Origin of the sequence: Streptomyces sp. NBC_00988, from assembly GCF_045162645.1 — a bacterium.
Lineage (GTDB): Bacteria > Actinomycetota > Actinomycetes > Streptomycetales > Streptomycetaceae > Streptomyces.
In genome coordinates, this window is sequence record NZ_CP108730.1 from 9,245,631 (window position 1) to 9,260,048 (window position 14,418).

The following is a 14,418-nucleotide window of genomic DNA, read 5'->3' on the forward strand; positions in this document are numbered from 1 at the left end:
CTGCACTCCTCTACGTCGTCGTCCCGAGCGCGGTCATGCGCTCGAACGTGGACTGTGCCTGCGGTCCCTGCGCCGCCCCGGCGCGCTGCCACAACTCCCAGGCGGCCTGGTACGACTTGAGCGCCCGCGCCGGACCGGCCGTCCGTTCCAGCACCGCGCCGCGCTGGTGGTGCGCCTGTGCGGCGAGCAGCGGTTCGGCGGCCCGGAGCGCGCTGCGTACGCCGTGGTGGTACGACTCGGCCGCCAGGTCCAGCCACTCCGGTGCCCCGGTCGAACCGGCCAGCGTCAGCAGCACCTCGCCGCGTTCCAGCCAGGCCAGTGCGGCCGTACGGTCGGTCCGTGCGCCGCGGGCCGCGCGGGCCAGGATCCACTCGGCCTCGTGCAGGTCGGTCGCCGCCCCGCCCGCCGTGTGGTGCCGGCGCAGCGCCCTGCCGAACAGCAACTGCCGTTCCGCAAGCCGGGGTTCGCCGCCCGCGGTCAGGGCCAGCGCCGCGCGCAGTTCCCGTACCGCCTCGGCGGCCACCGCCAGTCCGCCGCCGTTCTCGACCCGGGCCAGCAGTACCTCGCCGCGGCCCGCCAGCAGCTCCGCCCGGACCGGGTCGTCGCGCTGCACCAGATCCTGCGCCTGGGCGAACACCCGGTCGGCGGCGTCGAGTTCGGCCGGGTCGGCGGTGTAGCGATAGCGGGCACTGTGCGCCTCGGCGAGCCTGCGCAGGGCCAGCGCCCGTAACTCCGGGCTCACGTCCCGGACGTCCGCCACCGCCTCGTGCAGCGCCTCCAGCACCCCGGTCGCCCCGCTGTCCGCGGCCGCGACCGCCCGCGCTTCGGCCAGGTCCAGCAGGGCCCGGCAGCGTACGGCGGAGGTGGTGCCCGCGCCGCCGGTGAGCCGCACGCCCCGCTCTAGATCGGCCGCCGCCCGCAGGGCCAACGTCCGCGCCTCCTCGGTCGAGTCGCGGATCCGCGCGTCCCCGGCGAGGGCAAGGAGTTTGCGTCCCCGGGCGAGCACGGCGGCGTCGGAGGGGGACGTACCGCCGTTCGTCACGTCGCGCTCCTCGTCATCGGACGGTCGGATGCGTGCGTTATGCGTGCTTCATGCGGTCAAGAAGGATCGAGCAGGATCGAGAAGGGTCCGGGACAGTCAGGTCACCGTCCATGACAGTACGCGGCTACCGACCGGTCAACAGCGCTTTCCGGCCGCCGCCGACCGATCACGACCGGTCACACCGAGTCGGATCCCGCCAAGTTCCCGCAACACTCGCGGTCTAGACTCTGCCCCCAGTGGCCTGCGACCGTGGCCGAGAACGGGCAGTTTCTGCCAAACCCGAAGGGTATTCGGCGTTTTGATACGGATAGATTCAGTCACCAAGCGGTACCCGGACGGCACGGTGGCGGTCGACCAACTGTCCTTGGACATACCGGACCGCTCGATCACCGTCCTCGTCGGCCCCTCCGGCTGCGGCAAGACGACCACCCTGCGCATGATCAACCGGATGATCGACCCCAGCGAGGGCACGATCTCCCTGGACGGCGCGGACATCACCAAGCAGCCGGTCAACACGCTGCGCCGGTCGATGGGTTACGTCATCCAGAACGCCGGGCTCTTCCAGCACCGCACGATCGTCGACAACATCGCGACCGTGCCCCGCATGCTCGGCTGGGGCAAGGAGAAGGCCAGGGCGCGGGCCACCGAACTCATGGCACGGGTGGGCCTCGACGCCGCCCTCGCCAAGCGGTACCCCTACCAGCTCTCCGGCGGCCAGCAGCAGCGCGTCGGCGTCGCCCGCGCCCTCGCCGCCGACCCGCCGGTGCTGCTGATGGACGAGCCGTTCTCGGCCGTCGACCCCGTCGTCCGCAAGGGTCTCCAGGATGAACTCCTGCGCCTCCAGGAGGAGTTGGGCAAGACGATCGTCTTCGTCACCCACGACATCGACGAGGCGATCAAGCTCGGCACGATGGTCGCGGTCCTGCGCACCGGCGGCAAGCTGGCCCAGTTCGCCCCGCCCGCCGAGCTGCTCTCCGACCCCGCGGACGCCTTCGTCGAGGACTTCCTCGGCACCGACCGGGGCATCCGCCGCCTCTCCTTCTTCTCCTCGGCCGGTCTCGACCTCAAGACCTCCCCGATCATCGCCGTCGACTCCACCGCCGAGCAGATCGCCGAACGCACCACCCCCGACGTGCCATACCTCCTCGTCACTGACCTGGACGGCAAGCCGCTGGGCTGGAGCGAGCCGGGCGCACTCACCGCGGGGCAGATCGATCCGGCCCAACTCCTTGCCCACGGCCGCCCGTTCGAGGCCGGCAAGGACTCGCTGCGGGCCGCGCTGGACGGGGCGGTGCTGTCGCCGACCGGGTGGGCGGTCGGGGTGGACGGGACCGGGCGCGTGGTCGGTGTGGTGTCGCAGGGGGCTGTGGGCGAGGCGATCCGCAGCGCCCACGCGGCGGGTCGCAGCGGCGCGAAGGTCGCCGGATGAACGACTGGTTCCGCATCCCCAGCGACCTCCAGAACAGCTACCTCGGTCTGATCGGCCTGCACCTGCGCGAGGCCGTCATCCCGGTCCTCGTCGGCCTGGTGGTGGCGCTGCCCATCGCCCAACTGTGCGTGCGGCTGCGCTGGTTGTACCCGCCGGTGCTCTGGGTGACGACGGTGCTCTACGCGATTCCCTCGCTGGCGTTCTTCGTCGTCCTCATCGACTACACCGGCCAGACCGAGACCACCGTGATGATCCCGCTCGGCGTCTACAGCCTCGTGGTGTTCGTCCCGGCGATCGTGGACGGCGTCCGCTCGGTGCCCCAGGAGACCCTGGACGCGGCCACCGCGATGGGCCTCGGACCCGTACGCCGGTATCTCCAGGTGCAGTTGCCGATCGCCGTGCCCGCGATCATCGCCGGCCTGCGGGTGGCGACCGTGTCCAGCATCTCCCTGGTCAGCGTCGGCATGCTGATCGGCAACCAGGGCGCGCTGGGCAACCTGCTCAACGACGGTCAGATCTACCACCAGCCGCGGCTGATCTGGCTCTCCGTGATCACCACGGCCGTCCTCGCCATCGTCGTGGACGCCGTCCTGGTCGGCGTACGCCTGCTCCTCACGCCCTGGATGCCGCGCGGCACCCGCAAGGCCCGCCCCGCCGAGGACCGGCCGGAACCGGCCGAACTCGTACTGGAGGACGCAGCCCGGTGAACGTACTCCACTACATCAACCTGTTCTTCAGCGACAGCAGCCACTGGCACGGCTACGACGGCATCCCCACCCGTCTCGTCGAGCACGTCCGGTACTCGCTGATCGCGCTCGCCATCGCCTCCGCCATCGGCCTCCCGATCGGCCTGCTGACGGGCCACACCGGACGCGGCGGCAACACCCTCTCGCTCATCGCCACCGCCGCCCGCGCCCTGCCCAGCTTCGGCCTGCTGGTGCTGATGTTCGTGCTGATCGGCTTCGGCCTGGTCCCGGTGATGATCCCGCTGGTCGTCCTCGCCGTACCGCCGATCCTGGTCACCACCTACGAGGCGATGCGCTCCGTCGACCCGTCCCCGGTCGACGCGGCCCGCGGCATGGGCATGAACGAGGCGAACGTCCTCTTCCAGGTGGAACTCCCGGTCGCCCTCCCGCTGATCCTCAGCGGCCTGCGCTCGGCCGCCATCCAGATCGTCTCCACCGCCACCATCGCGGCCTACGTCAGCCTCGGCGGCCTCGGCCGCTACATCATCGACGGCCTCTACCAGCGGAACTACGAGAAGGTCGTAGGCGGTGCCACCCTCGTCGCCGGGATGGCACTGGTGACGCTCGGACTCTTCTGGGGCATCGCGCGACTCGCGGTGTCGCCGGGGGTTCGTAGGAGCAACTGAGCCCCGCTGAACGCACAGTTGGGGGGAGCGGCCACAGGCCCTCCCCCCAACTCTCGTTCCACCGCCGTCAGTTCTCCGTGCGCGCCAGCGCCAACTCCAGCACGACCAGCAACGCGTCCCGCACCGAGCCGCGTTCGCGCGCGTCGAACGCGAGGACCGGGACGCGCTCGTTGACGTCCAGGGCCCAGCGGACCTCGTCCAGAGAGTGCTCGATCTTGCCGTCGAAGGCGTTGAGGGCGACCGCGAACGGGATCTGCTTGTGCTCGAAGTAGTCGACCGCGGCGTAGCAGTCGTCGAGGCGCCGGGTGTCGACGATGACGAGACCGCCGACCGCGCCCTCCACGATGTCGTCCCACATGAAGCCGAACCGGTCCTGCCCGGGCGTACCGAAGAGGTACAGCTTCAGCGTCGGGTCGATGGTGATGCAGCCGAAGTCCATCGCGACCGTGGTGGTGGTCTTGCGCGGGGTGTGGGACAGGTCGTCCACGCCCGCCGCGACCTCGGTGATCGCGGCCTCGGTGGTCAGCGGCTCGATCTCGGAGATCGCGCCCACGGTGGTGGTCTTGCCCACGCCGAAGCCGCCCGCGACGACCATCTTCACCGGAAGCGGCGGTCGTACGGCGGTCTGCGCAGCCGCACCGCGGGCGACCGGTTCAGTCGGTGTCACGGAGTACTCCCCGGGAGTTGGGGATGGCGCGGAGGCCATCGATGACCCTTCGCAGGACGGTTGCGTCATGGGTGATGTCGGAGTTGGGCACGTGCACCGTCAACTGCCCGGCGGCACGCAGGTCCTCGGCGAGGACCCGCACCACGTTCAGGTGCAGCCGCAGCCGGGCCGCGATCTCCGCGAGGGACTGCGGCTGCCGGCAGGCGGCGACGATGTCGTGCTGCTCGAAGGAGAGCCGGTCGAGCACCTCAAGACCGGCGGCCGTGGCCACCACCTGGGTCTCGACCGGGATCGGCCGCCCGGTGGCGGCCGCATCCGCGCCCGCCACCCGGCCCGCGGTGACCAGGAACGGCCGTACGGCGGAAGGCGTGCGCACCGGATCGCGACCCGGGGGTGTGGCCCCGTCCGCGCCGGCACCGCTCGGAGTGCGGCCGTCGGGCATGAGTGGCTGTTCCTCTCTCGACCGGTCGGGGACCGGTCACCGAGCCGAAGCGGCGCCGACGCTGTTCTTCAGCTGGAGCACCAGCTGGGGGTTGAGCGCGGAACCGGCACGGTTGGCGAACAGCGTCATCTCGTAGGCGATGTTGCCGAGCTTGGCCTCCTTGTCGGTGACGACGCCGAGGACGGCGCCGCTGCCGATCGCGGAGACGAGGACGTGGCCGCCCTCCAGGTCGATGATGACCTTGTTCAGGCCACCGAGACCGTAGTTGCCGGAGGCTCCGGCGGCGAGGCTGGTGATGCCGGAGACGATGGCCCCGAGCCGCTCCGAGTGGGCGTGCTCGCGCAGTTCGGCCACGGCGATCAGCAGGCCGTCGGAGGACACCGCGATGGCGTCGACGACACCCGCGGTCTCCGTCGCGAAACGGTTGAGCAGCCAGTTGAAATCGGCCGCGGCTGCCTGCAGATCGGCCGGCGTGGTGCCCCCCGTGGGAGTGTCACCTGTCGACGTACTCACTGCTCCGCTCCTTTCGGGAGGTGGTTCGGGTCGTGCGGGTGGTTCGCGTCCGGGGCGCGCAGGCCCGTGAGGGTGTCACTGTCGCGATGCGCTTGCTCTACGGCGGCCTCGAACTCTTCGAGGGCCGAGCGGACGGCGTCCGCGTCGGCGGGCCGGGGGGCCTGCCGCGCGGCTTGCTGGGCGGCGGCGTCGGCGCCCGTACGAAGGGTGGCACCCCGGACCCGCCGACGCAGCGGCCGGGAGCCTCCGGCGTCGTCGTCAGGGTCGGTGGCGGACTCGTCCGCCGGGGCGTGGTGGGTGACGGGCGGGGCCGCCGCGGCGGCTCTCGGCGCCGTCTCGTACCGGGAGACCCTGCGGGGGAGCGGAGTGGGCTCGTCGTCATCGGCGTGCATGTGCTCGGGTGTGCTCGGCTCGGGCCTGCTCAGGGTGATCGACGGGCGCGGTCCGGAGTCCGAGGCGGCCCAGGAGGGCGCCGGACGCTGGTCCTGGTTCTCCGGACGGTGGTCCTGGTTCGAGGAGGCGGACGGCGCAACGGCCACTCCAGTACCGGTAGTTGAGCCCGCTCCCGACCCCAACTCCGTGTATCCGGTGTGGGAGGAACCGGTGGAGGCCAGCGCGCTCATGCGGAGCAGCAGCGTCGCCGGGATGGTGATCTCGGACGTCACACCGCCGCCCGGCGTGCGGGCCAGCGTGACGTCGATGTCCCAGCGGCGGGCGAGCGTACCGACCACGAACAGGCCCAGCACCTTGGTCGGCACCAGGTCGAGGCGCTCGCGGCGGATCAGCCGGGCGTTCTCCTCGGCGATGCGCTCGGCGCTCATCCCGAGACCGTGGTCGGCGACCACGATCAGCGCGTCGTCGCCGTCGGTCCGTACGACCACCTCGACGGGGCTGCCCGCGGGCGAGAACGAGACCGCGTTCTCCAGGAGTTCGGCCACCATCAGCGTGAGGTCGCCGATGATGTCGGGCTCCACCATGACCTCGGTGTCGGCCCGCAGACCCACCCGCTGGAAGCCCTCGATCTGGCCGAGCGCGGCGCGTACGACGTTGGTGAGTTCGGTGGGTCCGCCGTCCAGCACGGTCTCGCGGATGCCGGCCAGCAGCATCAGGCTGTCCGCGTTGCGGCGCAGGCGGACGGCGATGTGGTCGATGGAGTAGAGACGCTCCAGCAGTGCCGGGTCGGTCTCGCCGCGCTCCACCGCGTCGATCAGGGCGAGTTGACGGGTCGTCAGGTTGCTGACGCGGCGGCCGACGTTGCCGAACATCTCGGCGACGTTGCGCCGGCTGACCACCTGGCGGGCCAGCAGCGCGGCGGCCGTGGTCTGCACGTGGTTGAAGGCCTCGGCGAGATCGCCGATCTCGTCCTTCGCGGTGACCGGCATGTCCCGCAGCAGCGGCGGCCCGTCGTCCTCGGCGTCGTCGTCGGCGACGCGGGCGAGCTCACGGCCCGCGACCTCGGCGACCTGCTTCGCGGCCCCGGTGAGGGCCTGCACGGGGCGGACCACCGAGCGGCGCACGATCACCACGAAGCCGAGCCACAGCGCGAAGCCGAGCAGCGAGAGGCTCAGCAGCAGTCCGGCGCGCCAGGAGGCGGCGGAGGACGCGCTGTCGGCGCGGACAGCGATCTGGTCGATGAGTGAGCCGGTGATCTTCAGCCGGCCCGCGGCCTGCTGCGGGTAGGAGGGGTAGTCGCTCATGGCATCCGCGAAGGCCTTGCGGACGGCGCCGGGCGTCTCGGCCTGCAGCCCGCTGGGGTCGATCTGCAGCTCGGCGTAGGCCTCGGCGATCAGCCGCTGTGCCGGGGTGTGCTCGATGCCGGAGAGCTGGTCGGCCTGGTCCTCGGTGGCGAACCGGGCGAACCTGGCGGCCTGGTACGTGTAGAGGTCGTAGGCGCCGACCGCGTTGTTGAACTCGATGAGCGCGTTGCTGTCACCGGTCGTCGCGGAGAACACGCTGGTCTCGAACGAGCTGTGGGCGGCATCGGCCCGCAGCACGGAGTCCAGCAGGTTGCCGGTGAAGGTGGTGGCGAGGTTCGCGTTGTGTTCGAGGTCGAGCCCGTCGATCAGACCGTCGGAGGCGCTGGTGTACGCCGGGTCGATGTTGTCGGCGGGCAGATAGCTCTGCTCGACGGTGTCGCGCAGCGTCTCCAGGCCGTTGATCTCCTTCAGCGCCTGGGCCTCGCTGGCCGGCAGCCGGTCGCCGAAGGTGTCGCGCACCTTCTCGACCTGCTGGTCCACGGCCGACTGGGACTTGCGGTAGGCGCTCTGCGAGGGGGTGCCGCCGTCGTTGGTGGCCTCGAAACGGACGGAGAGCAGGATGGCCTGCTGGTGCTCCGCCTCCACGAGGTTCACCAGCCTGGCGACCTGCCCGCTGTCCCGCACCAGCTGCGCCGCGTCGCTCGCGTCCGTCGACTGCCCGATCTCGTCCGAGATGAGATACGCCAGCAGCACCGCGACCACCGCGAGCGGCACGCCGACGAGCAGATTGAGCTTGCGCCTGAAGGGCCAACGGTCTGCGAAGCCCCGTATGGACACCAGGCCTCCTTCGTGGGGTGTTGTCACGATACGCGCAACGGCGCGTGTGACTGTTTTTGATCGAAGCGGCCCCCGCACACCGCTGTGACCGACGCCAACTCCGGGGAGACTACCGCCTCTTTGAACGATCAAGTGCGTCGCCCTACGTCAAGAATCAATTACAAAGCGACCGTGTTCGTGACCGGTCCGTTTACGTTGCCTTCACAACTGGGCACTCATTGAGGCCAATCGGTGACCAGACTTCTCTTGACTGACCGAGAACCGGCTGGATTGGATCAGCGGAGTGCGGAGTTCACGCCCCGCGCGTGGACGCCACAGCCATGCCTGCACGCCTGTGCCAACATCCAAACCCGGAACGGGAATTGTGACTTCTAAAGCGAAGAACAGCTGGTCCAGCACTAGGTACCCCGGCGCGGCCGCCATCGCGCTCGCCGCGACGGCTGCGCTTGTCACGGGATGTGGTTCGTCCTCCGACAGCAAGTCCGACGACCCGCTCTCGGGCGGCAAGGCCGGCGGCGACACGGTCGTCGTCGGCTCGAACAACTTCGCCGAGAGCATCCTGATCGCCGACATCTACGGCGAGGCGCTCAAGGCCAAGGGCGTCAAGGTCACTTACAAGCCGAACATCGGCAGTCGTGAGACGACGTACGGCCTGCTCAAGAACGGCACGATATCCGTGCTGCCCGAGTACAACGGCGCGCTGCTGGCCTACCTCGACCCGAAGGCCACCCCGGCGACCCTCGCGGCGACCACGGCCGCGATCAACGCCAAGCTGGACTCCAAGCTGACGCTGCTGGACCCGGCGGCCGCGGAGGACAAGGACACGGTCACGCTCAACGCGGAGACCGCGAAGAAGTACAGCCTCACGTCCGACTCCTCCATCGCGGACCTCAAGTCCATCGCCAAGGACCTGGTCATCGGTGCCTCGCCGGAGTTCCAGACCCGGCAGCAGGGCCTGGTGGGCCTGAAGTCCGTCTACGGCCTGGAGTTCAAGTCCTTCAAGGCGCTGGACGCGGGCGGCCCGCTGACGGCGGCCGCGCTGAAGAAGAACACGGTGCAGGCGGCCGACCTCTTCAGCACGGACCCGACCATCGTCAAGGAGAAGCACGTCACGCTCCAGGACCCGAAGAGGCTCTTCGGCTTCGAGAACGTGCAGCCCCTCGTCTACAAGAGCGGCCTCTCCGCGGCCGGTGTCGCCGCCCTCAACGCGGTCTCCGCGAAGCTCGACACGGCGACCCTGCTGGACCTCGACACCCAGGTCCAGTCCCAGAACAAGGACCCGCTGGACGTGGCGAAGGCCTGGCTGAAGACGGCCGGCCTGAGCTGACCTTCTCCGGCGACGACGCGGGTGCCTCCGTTTCTCCGGGAGGCACCCGCGTCGTGCTCAGTACCCGACGTGGAAGGTCGCGTCCTGCTGATCCGTCGTTGTCGAGATCGGGTCGATGCGCAGGACGTAGTTGGAGTGCCGGATGTAGCGCGTCGGATTGTTGTACGACCGGAAGGACGCCCAGGTGGAGTCGGCGAGCCCCGCCGTCCGGTAGAACGTGGCGTCCCCGGCGAACGTCGACGTGCCGTCGTTCACGTCGAGTTGGAGCGCGTAGTCGTAGTGCCGCAGATAGCGGGTCGGGTAGTTGACCGACTGGAAGGACACCCCGGTCGAGTCCGCGAGGCCCGGGACCAGCGTCCACTGGGAGTCGGTGTAGGGGTCGAAGGCGTACTCGTCGATCCGCCCGACGAAGTTGGAGTGGCGGACGTAACGGGCCGGGTAGTTGTAGGACTTGAGCCTGTTCCAGGCGGGCGTGCCCCACTTGGCGATCAGGTTGTTGTGCTCGGCCGTGGTGATCGGCTGGATGCCGCAGTGCTTGGAGTTGAGCGGCTGCGTGTAGAGCTTCTGGTCGACGGCCGTCCAGGTGCCGGCGGCGAGACTGCTGGTCTGCCAGGTGTAGAAGACGCCGTTCGGATCCCAGGTGTCACCCCAGAGGTACCAAGTCGCGCTGGACGTAAGGGACTTGACCAACGTCGGTGCCTCGGTGCCGTTGTGCGAGACCGCCGTGCTGAACTCGGTGAAGCTGCCCGGGTCCAGTGACGTGGACTTCGCGCCGACCAGCGTCGAACTCTTCTTGAAGTAGAGGTAGTTGACGCCGTTCACGCCGACCGCGAGGTCACCGTCGATGACGTCGTACCCGGGGTCGAAGAACACCTGAGGATCACCGGCGGTCACGAAGTCGCTGGTGTAGTTGACCATGATGACGTTGTGCCCGCTGTCGTTGACGGCGGAGTAGATCACGCCGTACTGCCCGCGCCCCGCGTCCCAGAAGGACTCCGGCGCCCAGGCGTGGGTGTCCAGGTCGTGCACCTTCATCCGCCGGTAGCCGGTGAAGGTACGCAGATCGGCGGAGTCCCAGACGTGGATGTACTGGCTGACGTACGTCCAGTCGGTGCCGTTGAGGTCGGTCGCGAGGACCACGAACGTGCCGTCCTGCTTGCGCAGGATGAACGGGTCGCGCAGGCCGAGGGAACCGGCGGTGGGGGTGGCGACGGGGGCGTTCTGGTTGAGCGGGGTCCACTGCAGACCGTCGGGACTGACGGCCAGGTGCAGGCCGTAGTTGGCGCCCAGGAACGTCGGCGACTCGGTGAAGTAGCACATGACATAAGCCGAGTTGGTGGCGGCCTGCGCGCTGCCCGCGCCGAGCGTGAGCGCGCCGGTGGCCGCGAGCGGGACGGTCGCGGCCATGCCGAGGAACAGGCGGCGGGACGGGTGGGGGAGGGGAGGGACAGCCATGTGTTCTCCAGGGGGTACGTGCGGCCCATTGATTCCTGTCGTTCGACATCCCGAACCAGGTTCGGTAAGTCGATCAGAAGGTAGAGATGTGGCGTGTGCGCGTCAATCACACGGTCGTGCTTGGCCGGTACTCGTCGTTCACGTAGGTGTCCGCTACGAGCCTCCTGTGTGGATCAGGAGTTCCGCCCGTGCCCGGGCCGCCGCCCCGACCGCCACCGCGTCCCCGCCCAGCCGCGCCGGCAGCACCCGTACCGGGTGACCGCTCACCGGCGGCTCCAGGGCCAACGTCTCCTGCACGGCCGACTCGACCAGCGCCCAGGACCGGCTGACACCCCCGCCGATCACACACGTCGTGACATCCAGCAGCCCCGCCGTGATCAGCAGCGCACGGGCGACACCGCGCCCCACCGCCGCGTACACGTCCCGTGCGTCCGGATCGCCCGACCGGGCCGCCTCGGCGACCTCACGGGCCGTGAGCGCACGCCCCGTCCGTTCCCCGTACCGCGCCGCGATCGACCGCCCCGACGCCAGCGTCTCCAGATGCCCTCTTCCCCCGCACGTGCACGGCAGTTCACCGAACCCGGGCACATGACCGATCTCGCCCGCCGCCCCGCGCGGCCCGTCGTAAAGGGCGCCATTCAGCCACAGTGCGCCACCCACCCCCGTGCCGAGCGTCATCCCGAGCACGTTCTCCGCACCCGCGACCGCACCCTTCGTGACCTCCCCGCGCAGAAACGCGTTCACGTCGTTGTCGAGGAACGCCGGTACGCCCAGGGCCTGTTGGACGGTCGCCGTCACCTCGAACCCGGCCCAGTCCCGAAAGGAGTCGCTCGCCACGAGGATCCGCCCGGCCCGCACATCCACGAGCCCGGCCGCACCGACCCCGACCCCGAGCAACCGGGCGGGCGTACGGTCCAGCAGCAGCCGTAGCGCGGAGAGCGCGGCACCGACCATCGCCGCCCCGCCCTCGCTCGCGGGTGTCGGTACCTCCGTCCGGTCCAGGACGTCGAGTCGGGGCGTGCACAGCACGACCTGGGTGGTCGTGCCGCCGATGTCGACGCCGACGACCACTTGGGGAGCGTCGATCACGCGCCGGCCCCCGTCCCCAACGCCAACCGACGCTCCCTGCGCTCCCGTTGGAGCACCGGATCGGGCACGGGCACGGCGGCGATGAGCCGGCGCGTGTACGCGGTCTCCGGGTGCAGCAACGTCCTCATGGTCGGCCCCTGTTCCTCGACCCGCCCGTCCCGCATCACGACCACGCGCCCGGCGAACTGCTGCACCACGGCAAGGTCGTGCGACACGAAGAGACACGCGAACCCGAGTTCCGCCTGCAATTCGGCGATCACTTCCAGCACGGTCTGTTGCACACTCACATCCAGCGCGCTCGTCGGCTCGTCCGCGACCAGCAACCGCGGTTCGAGGACCAGCGCCCGCGCGAGACTCACCCGCTGCCGCTGCCCACCGGACAGCTCACGCGGCCCGCGCCGCGCCAACTCCCGTGGCAGCCGCACCAGTTCGAGCACCTCGGCAACCCGCTCGCGCCGTTCGGCGGCGCCCATCCCACGCCGGTGCACCCGCAACGGCTCGGCCACACACTCCGCGACACTCATCCGCGCGTCCAGCGAGGCCACCGGATCCTGCAACACCACACCGACCCCGGCCAAGAGCGCCCGTCGGGCCCGCCCCCGCGCCTTGCGCAGATCGGCCCCGAAGAGCGAGACGCCCCCCGACTCCGGCGAGACCAGCCCAAGCGCCACCCGGGCAGCGGTCGACTTGCCCGACCCGGACTCACCGACAAGCCCCACGGTCTCACCGGCCCGCACGGTGAGCGACACCTCCTCCAGCGCCCGTACGGCACGCGGACCCCGCCCGAACTGCACGCTGACGTCCCGCAGTTCGACCACAGGAGCAGCCGTCTCGACATGCTCGCGTACGGCAGCACCCGCCGTCCCGCTCACCGCCAGTCGAGGCACAGCGGCCAACAACCGCCGCGTGTACTCATGCGTCGGCCGCAACAGCACGTCCTCCACCGCCCCGGTCTCCACGACCTCCCCCTCCAGCATCACGGCGACCCGGTCGGCGAAGTCGGCGACGACCCCCATGTTGTGCGTGACCAGCAGCACCCCGGTCCCGGAGTCCACGGCCAACGCCCGCAGCAGATCCAGGATTTCGGCCTGCACGGTGACGTCCAGCGCGGTGGTCGGCTCGTCCGCCACCAGCAACCCGGGCGAGTTGGCGATGGCCATGGCGATGACGACCCGCTGCCGCTGCCCGCCGGACAACTGGAACGGAAAGGCGGAGGCCCGCCGTTCAGGCTCGGGAATCCCGACCCGGCGCAGCAACGCGACAGCTTCGGCAGCAGCCTCCTGCCGGGAGACGTCCCGATGATTCCGTACGACTTCCGCTATCTGCCTGCCGATTCGGGTCAGCGGATCCAGTGCGGTGGCCGGCTCCTGGAACACCATCGAAGCCGTACGCCCCCGCAGTCGCGCGAGTTCGGCCTCACCGGCCCCCACGACATCCGTACCGCCGACCGAAACGCCCCCGGAAGCACGGGCGTTGCCGGGCAACAGCCCGAGCGAGGCAAGGGCCACCGTCGACTTCCCGGACCCGGACTCACCGACGAGGGCGAGCGTCTCCCCGGGCTCCACCCGCAAGGACACCCCACGCACGGCGGGCACATCACCGCTCTCGGTGGAGAAGGTGACACCCAGATTCGCTATCTCCAGGATGCTGTTCATCCCCGTCCCCTCACGTCGAAGGTGTCGCGCAGCCCGTCGCCGACCGCGTTGAACGCGCACACGACGAGGATGATCGCGAGACCCGGTGGCACGATCAGCCACCAGCGTCCCGAGTAGGCGGCCGTCAGCCCGGCCGAGAGCATGCCGCCCCAGTCGGTCGACGGCGGCTGAACTCCCAGCCCCAGATAGGACACATAGGCGACGAGCAGAATCGCGTCGGCGACCTGGAAGGTGGCCGCGACGACGATCGTCGACACCGAGTTGGGCAGGATGTGCCGGGTGATGGCCCGGCTGTGGGAGCCGCCGATGGCCCGCAGGGTCAGCACATAGTCCCGGCTCTTCAAGGTCAACGTCTCCGCCCGCACCAGCCGCGAAGGCACGAGCCAGGACACCAGTCCCAGAATCACGATCAGCCCCGGCACACCGGGCGTGGTGATGGCAGACACGACCAGCAGGATGAAGAGCGCGGGGATGGCGATCCCAGCGTCCACGACCCGCATCATCACCGCGTCGACCCACCCACCTGCATACCCGGCGACGGCCCCCCAGACCGTCCCGATCACGGTGGCGAGCACCCCGGCGGCAAGCCCGACGAGCAACGAGACCTTCCCGCCGTACATGAGCCGCCCCAGCTCGTCATGCCCGACGGCATCGGTACCGAGCCAATGCGCCCCGCTGGGCCGGAGATTGACCTGCGTGAGGTCGGTGTGGATCTGATCGGTGGAGTAAAGGAGCGGCCCCACAAAGCAGAACAGGAAGAAGAGGACAACGACTACGAGTCCGGCCACGGCAAGCTTGTTGCGCGCGAAGCGCGCACTCAGGGGCGCGGGGCTCTTTCGATTCGCGGCTCCGCCGCGGGGCGCGAGCAACCCCCACCGCCTGGCACTTTGAAC

General features: G+C 69.9%; 13 protein-coding genes. 4 read left to right on the forward strand and 9 right to left on the reverse strand.

All coding sequences use genetic code 11. The features are described 5' to 3' along the window. Nucleotides 1–10 precede the first annotated feature (10 nt). Nucleotides 11–1,042, reverse strand: a complete 1,032-nt coding sequence (locus tag OG496_RS41900; RefSeq protein WP_366493125.1) for a hypothetical protein — start codon at nucleotides 1,040–1,042, stop codon at nucleotides 11–13. A 298-nt stretch (nucleotides 1,043–1,340) separates the two neighbouring features. Here OG496_RS41900 and OG496_RS41905 point away from each other — a divergent pair, with 298 nt between their 5' ends. The 3 genes from OG496_RS41905 to OG496_RS41915 are packed head-to-tail and all read left to right on the forward strand — an operon-like array spanning nucleotide 1,341 to nucleotide 3,843. After that, nucleotides 1,341–2,471, forward strand: coding sequence for an ABC transporter ATP-binding protein (locus OG496_RS41905; protein WP_405974578.1), 1,131 nt, complete (start codon nucleotides 1,341–1,343; stop codon nucleotides 2,469–2,471). Next, nucleotides 2,468–3,178 (forward strand): ABC transporter permease, encoded by a 711-nt coding sequence (locus OG496_RS41910; RefSeq protein ID WP_019062812.1) that lies wholly within the window; start codon nucleotides 2,468–2,470, stop codon nucleotides 3,176–3,178. Before OG496_RS41905 ends, OG496_RS41910 begins: the two co-directional genes overlap by 4 nt. Then, a complete protein-coding gene (locus OG496_RS41915) occupies nucleotides 3,175–3,843 on the forward strand; it encodes an ABC transporter permease (RefSeq protein WP_405974579.1) in 669 nt (222 codons plus the stop codon). Before OG496_RS41910 ends, OG496_RS41915 begins: the two co-directional genes overlap by 4 nt. 67 nt (nucleotides 3,844–3,910) lie before the next feature. Here OG496_RS41915 and OG496_RS41920 read toward each other — a convergent pair whose 3' ends face one another. The 4 genes from OG496_RS41920 to OG496_RS41935 are packed head-to-tail and all read right to left on the reverse strand — an operon-like array spanning nucleotide 3,911 to nucleotide 7,999. Continuing rightward, nucleotides 3,911–4,510: an ATP/GTP-binding protein gene (locus OG496_RS41920; RefSeq protein ID WP_366493122.1), complete on the reverse strand. Its 600-nt coding sequence runs from the start codon at nucleotides 4,508–4,510 to the stop codon at nucleotides 3,911–3,913. Beyond that, nucleotides 4,497–4,952, reverse strand: coding sequence for a DUF742 domain-containing protein (locus OG496_RS41925; protein ID WP_366493121.1), 456 nt, complete (start codon nucleotides 4,950–4,952; stop codon nucleotides 4,497–4,499). The genes OG496_RS41920 and OG496_RS41925 overlap by 14 nt, the downstream gene beginning before the upstream one ends. 36 nt (nucleotides 4,953–4,988) lie before the next feature. Then, nucleotides 4,989–5,465 carry a roadblock/LC7 domain-containing protein gene (locus OG496_RS41930; RefSeq protein ID WP_019062808.1) on the reverse strand — a complete coding sequence of 159 codons (477 nt, stop codon included), beginning with the start codon at nucleotides 5,463–5,465 and terminating at the stop codon, nucleotides 4,989–4,991. Next, a complete protein-coding gene (locus OG496_RS41935) occupies nucleotides 5,462–7,999 on the reverse strand; it encodes an ATP-binding protein (protein ID WP_405974580.1) in 2,538 nt (845 codons plus the stop codon). Before OG496_RS41935 ends, OG496_RS41930 begins: the two co-directional genes overlap by 4 nt. 364 nt (nucleotides 8,000–8,363) lie before the next feature. On the opposite strand from OG496_RS41935, the gene OG496_RS41940 reads away from it, so the two are divergent. After that, nucleotides 8,364–9,326, forward strand: coding sequence for an ABC transporter substrate-binding protein (locus OG496_RS41940; protein WP_399393422.1), 963 nt, complete (start codon nucleotides 8,364–8,366; stop codon nucleotides 9,324–9,326). 57 nt (nucleotides 9,327–9,383) lie between these two features. On the opposite strand, the gene OG496_RS41945 is transcribed toward OG496_RS41940, so the two are convergent. The 4 genes from OG496_RS41945 to OG496_RS41960 all read right to left on the reverse strand — a co-directional run bounded on the left by OG496_RS41945 (nucleotide 9,384) and on the right by OG496_RS41960 (nucleotide 14,394). Beyond that, entirely contained in the window at nucleotides 9,384–10,781 is a 1,398-nt protein-coding gene (locus OG496_RS41945) for a glycoside hydrolase family 43 protein (protein ID WP_405974581.1), read from the reverse strand. Nucleotides 10,782–10,934: 153 nt separating this feature from the next. After that, nucleotides 10,935–11,870 (reverse strand): ROK family protein, encoded by a 936-nt coding sequence (locus tag OG496_RS41950; protein WP_405974582.1) that lies wholly within the window; start codon nucleotides 11,868–11,870, stop codon nucleotides 10,935–10,937. Continuing rightward, nucleotides 11,867–13,525 carry a dipeptide ABC transporter ATP-binding protein gene (locus tag OG496_RS41955; protein ID WP_405974583.1) on the reverse strand — a complete coding sequence of 553 codons (1,659 nt, stop codon included), beginning with the start codon at nucleotides 13,523–13,525 and terminating at the stop codon, nucleotides 11,867–11,869. Before OG496_RS41955 ends, OG496_RS41950 begins: the two co-directional genes overlap by 4 nt. Then, entirely contained in the window at nucleotides 13,522–14,394 is an 873-nt protein-coding gene (locus OG496_RS41960) for an ABC transporter permease (protein ID WP_399393692.1), read from the reverse strand. Before OG496_RS41960 ends, OG496_RS41955 begins: the two co-directional genes overlap by 4 nt. Between the last annotated feature and the right edge of the window lie 24 nt (nucleotides 14,395–14,418).

Bases quoted from the DNA above. Each gene is read 5' to 3' on its own strand.
- OG496_RS41910 (WP_019062812.1), top strand. From the start codon at position 2,468: ATGAACGACTGGTTCCGCATCCCCAGCGACCTCCAGAACAGCTACCTC.
- OG496_RS41925 (WP_366493121.1), bottom strand. From the start codon at position 4,952: ATGCCCGACGGCCGCACTCCGAGCGGTGCCGGCGCGGACGGGGCCACA.
- OG496_RS41945 (WP_405974581.1), bottom strand. From the start codon at position 10,781: ATGGCTGTCCCTCCCCTCCCCCACCCGTCCCGCCGCCTGTTCCTCGGC.
- OG496_RS41955 (WP_405974583.1), bottom strand. From the start codon at position 13,525: ATGAACAGCATCCTGGAGATAGCGAATCTGGGTGTCACCTTCTCCACC.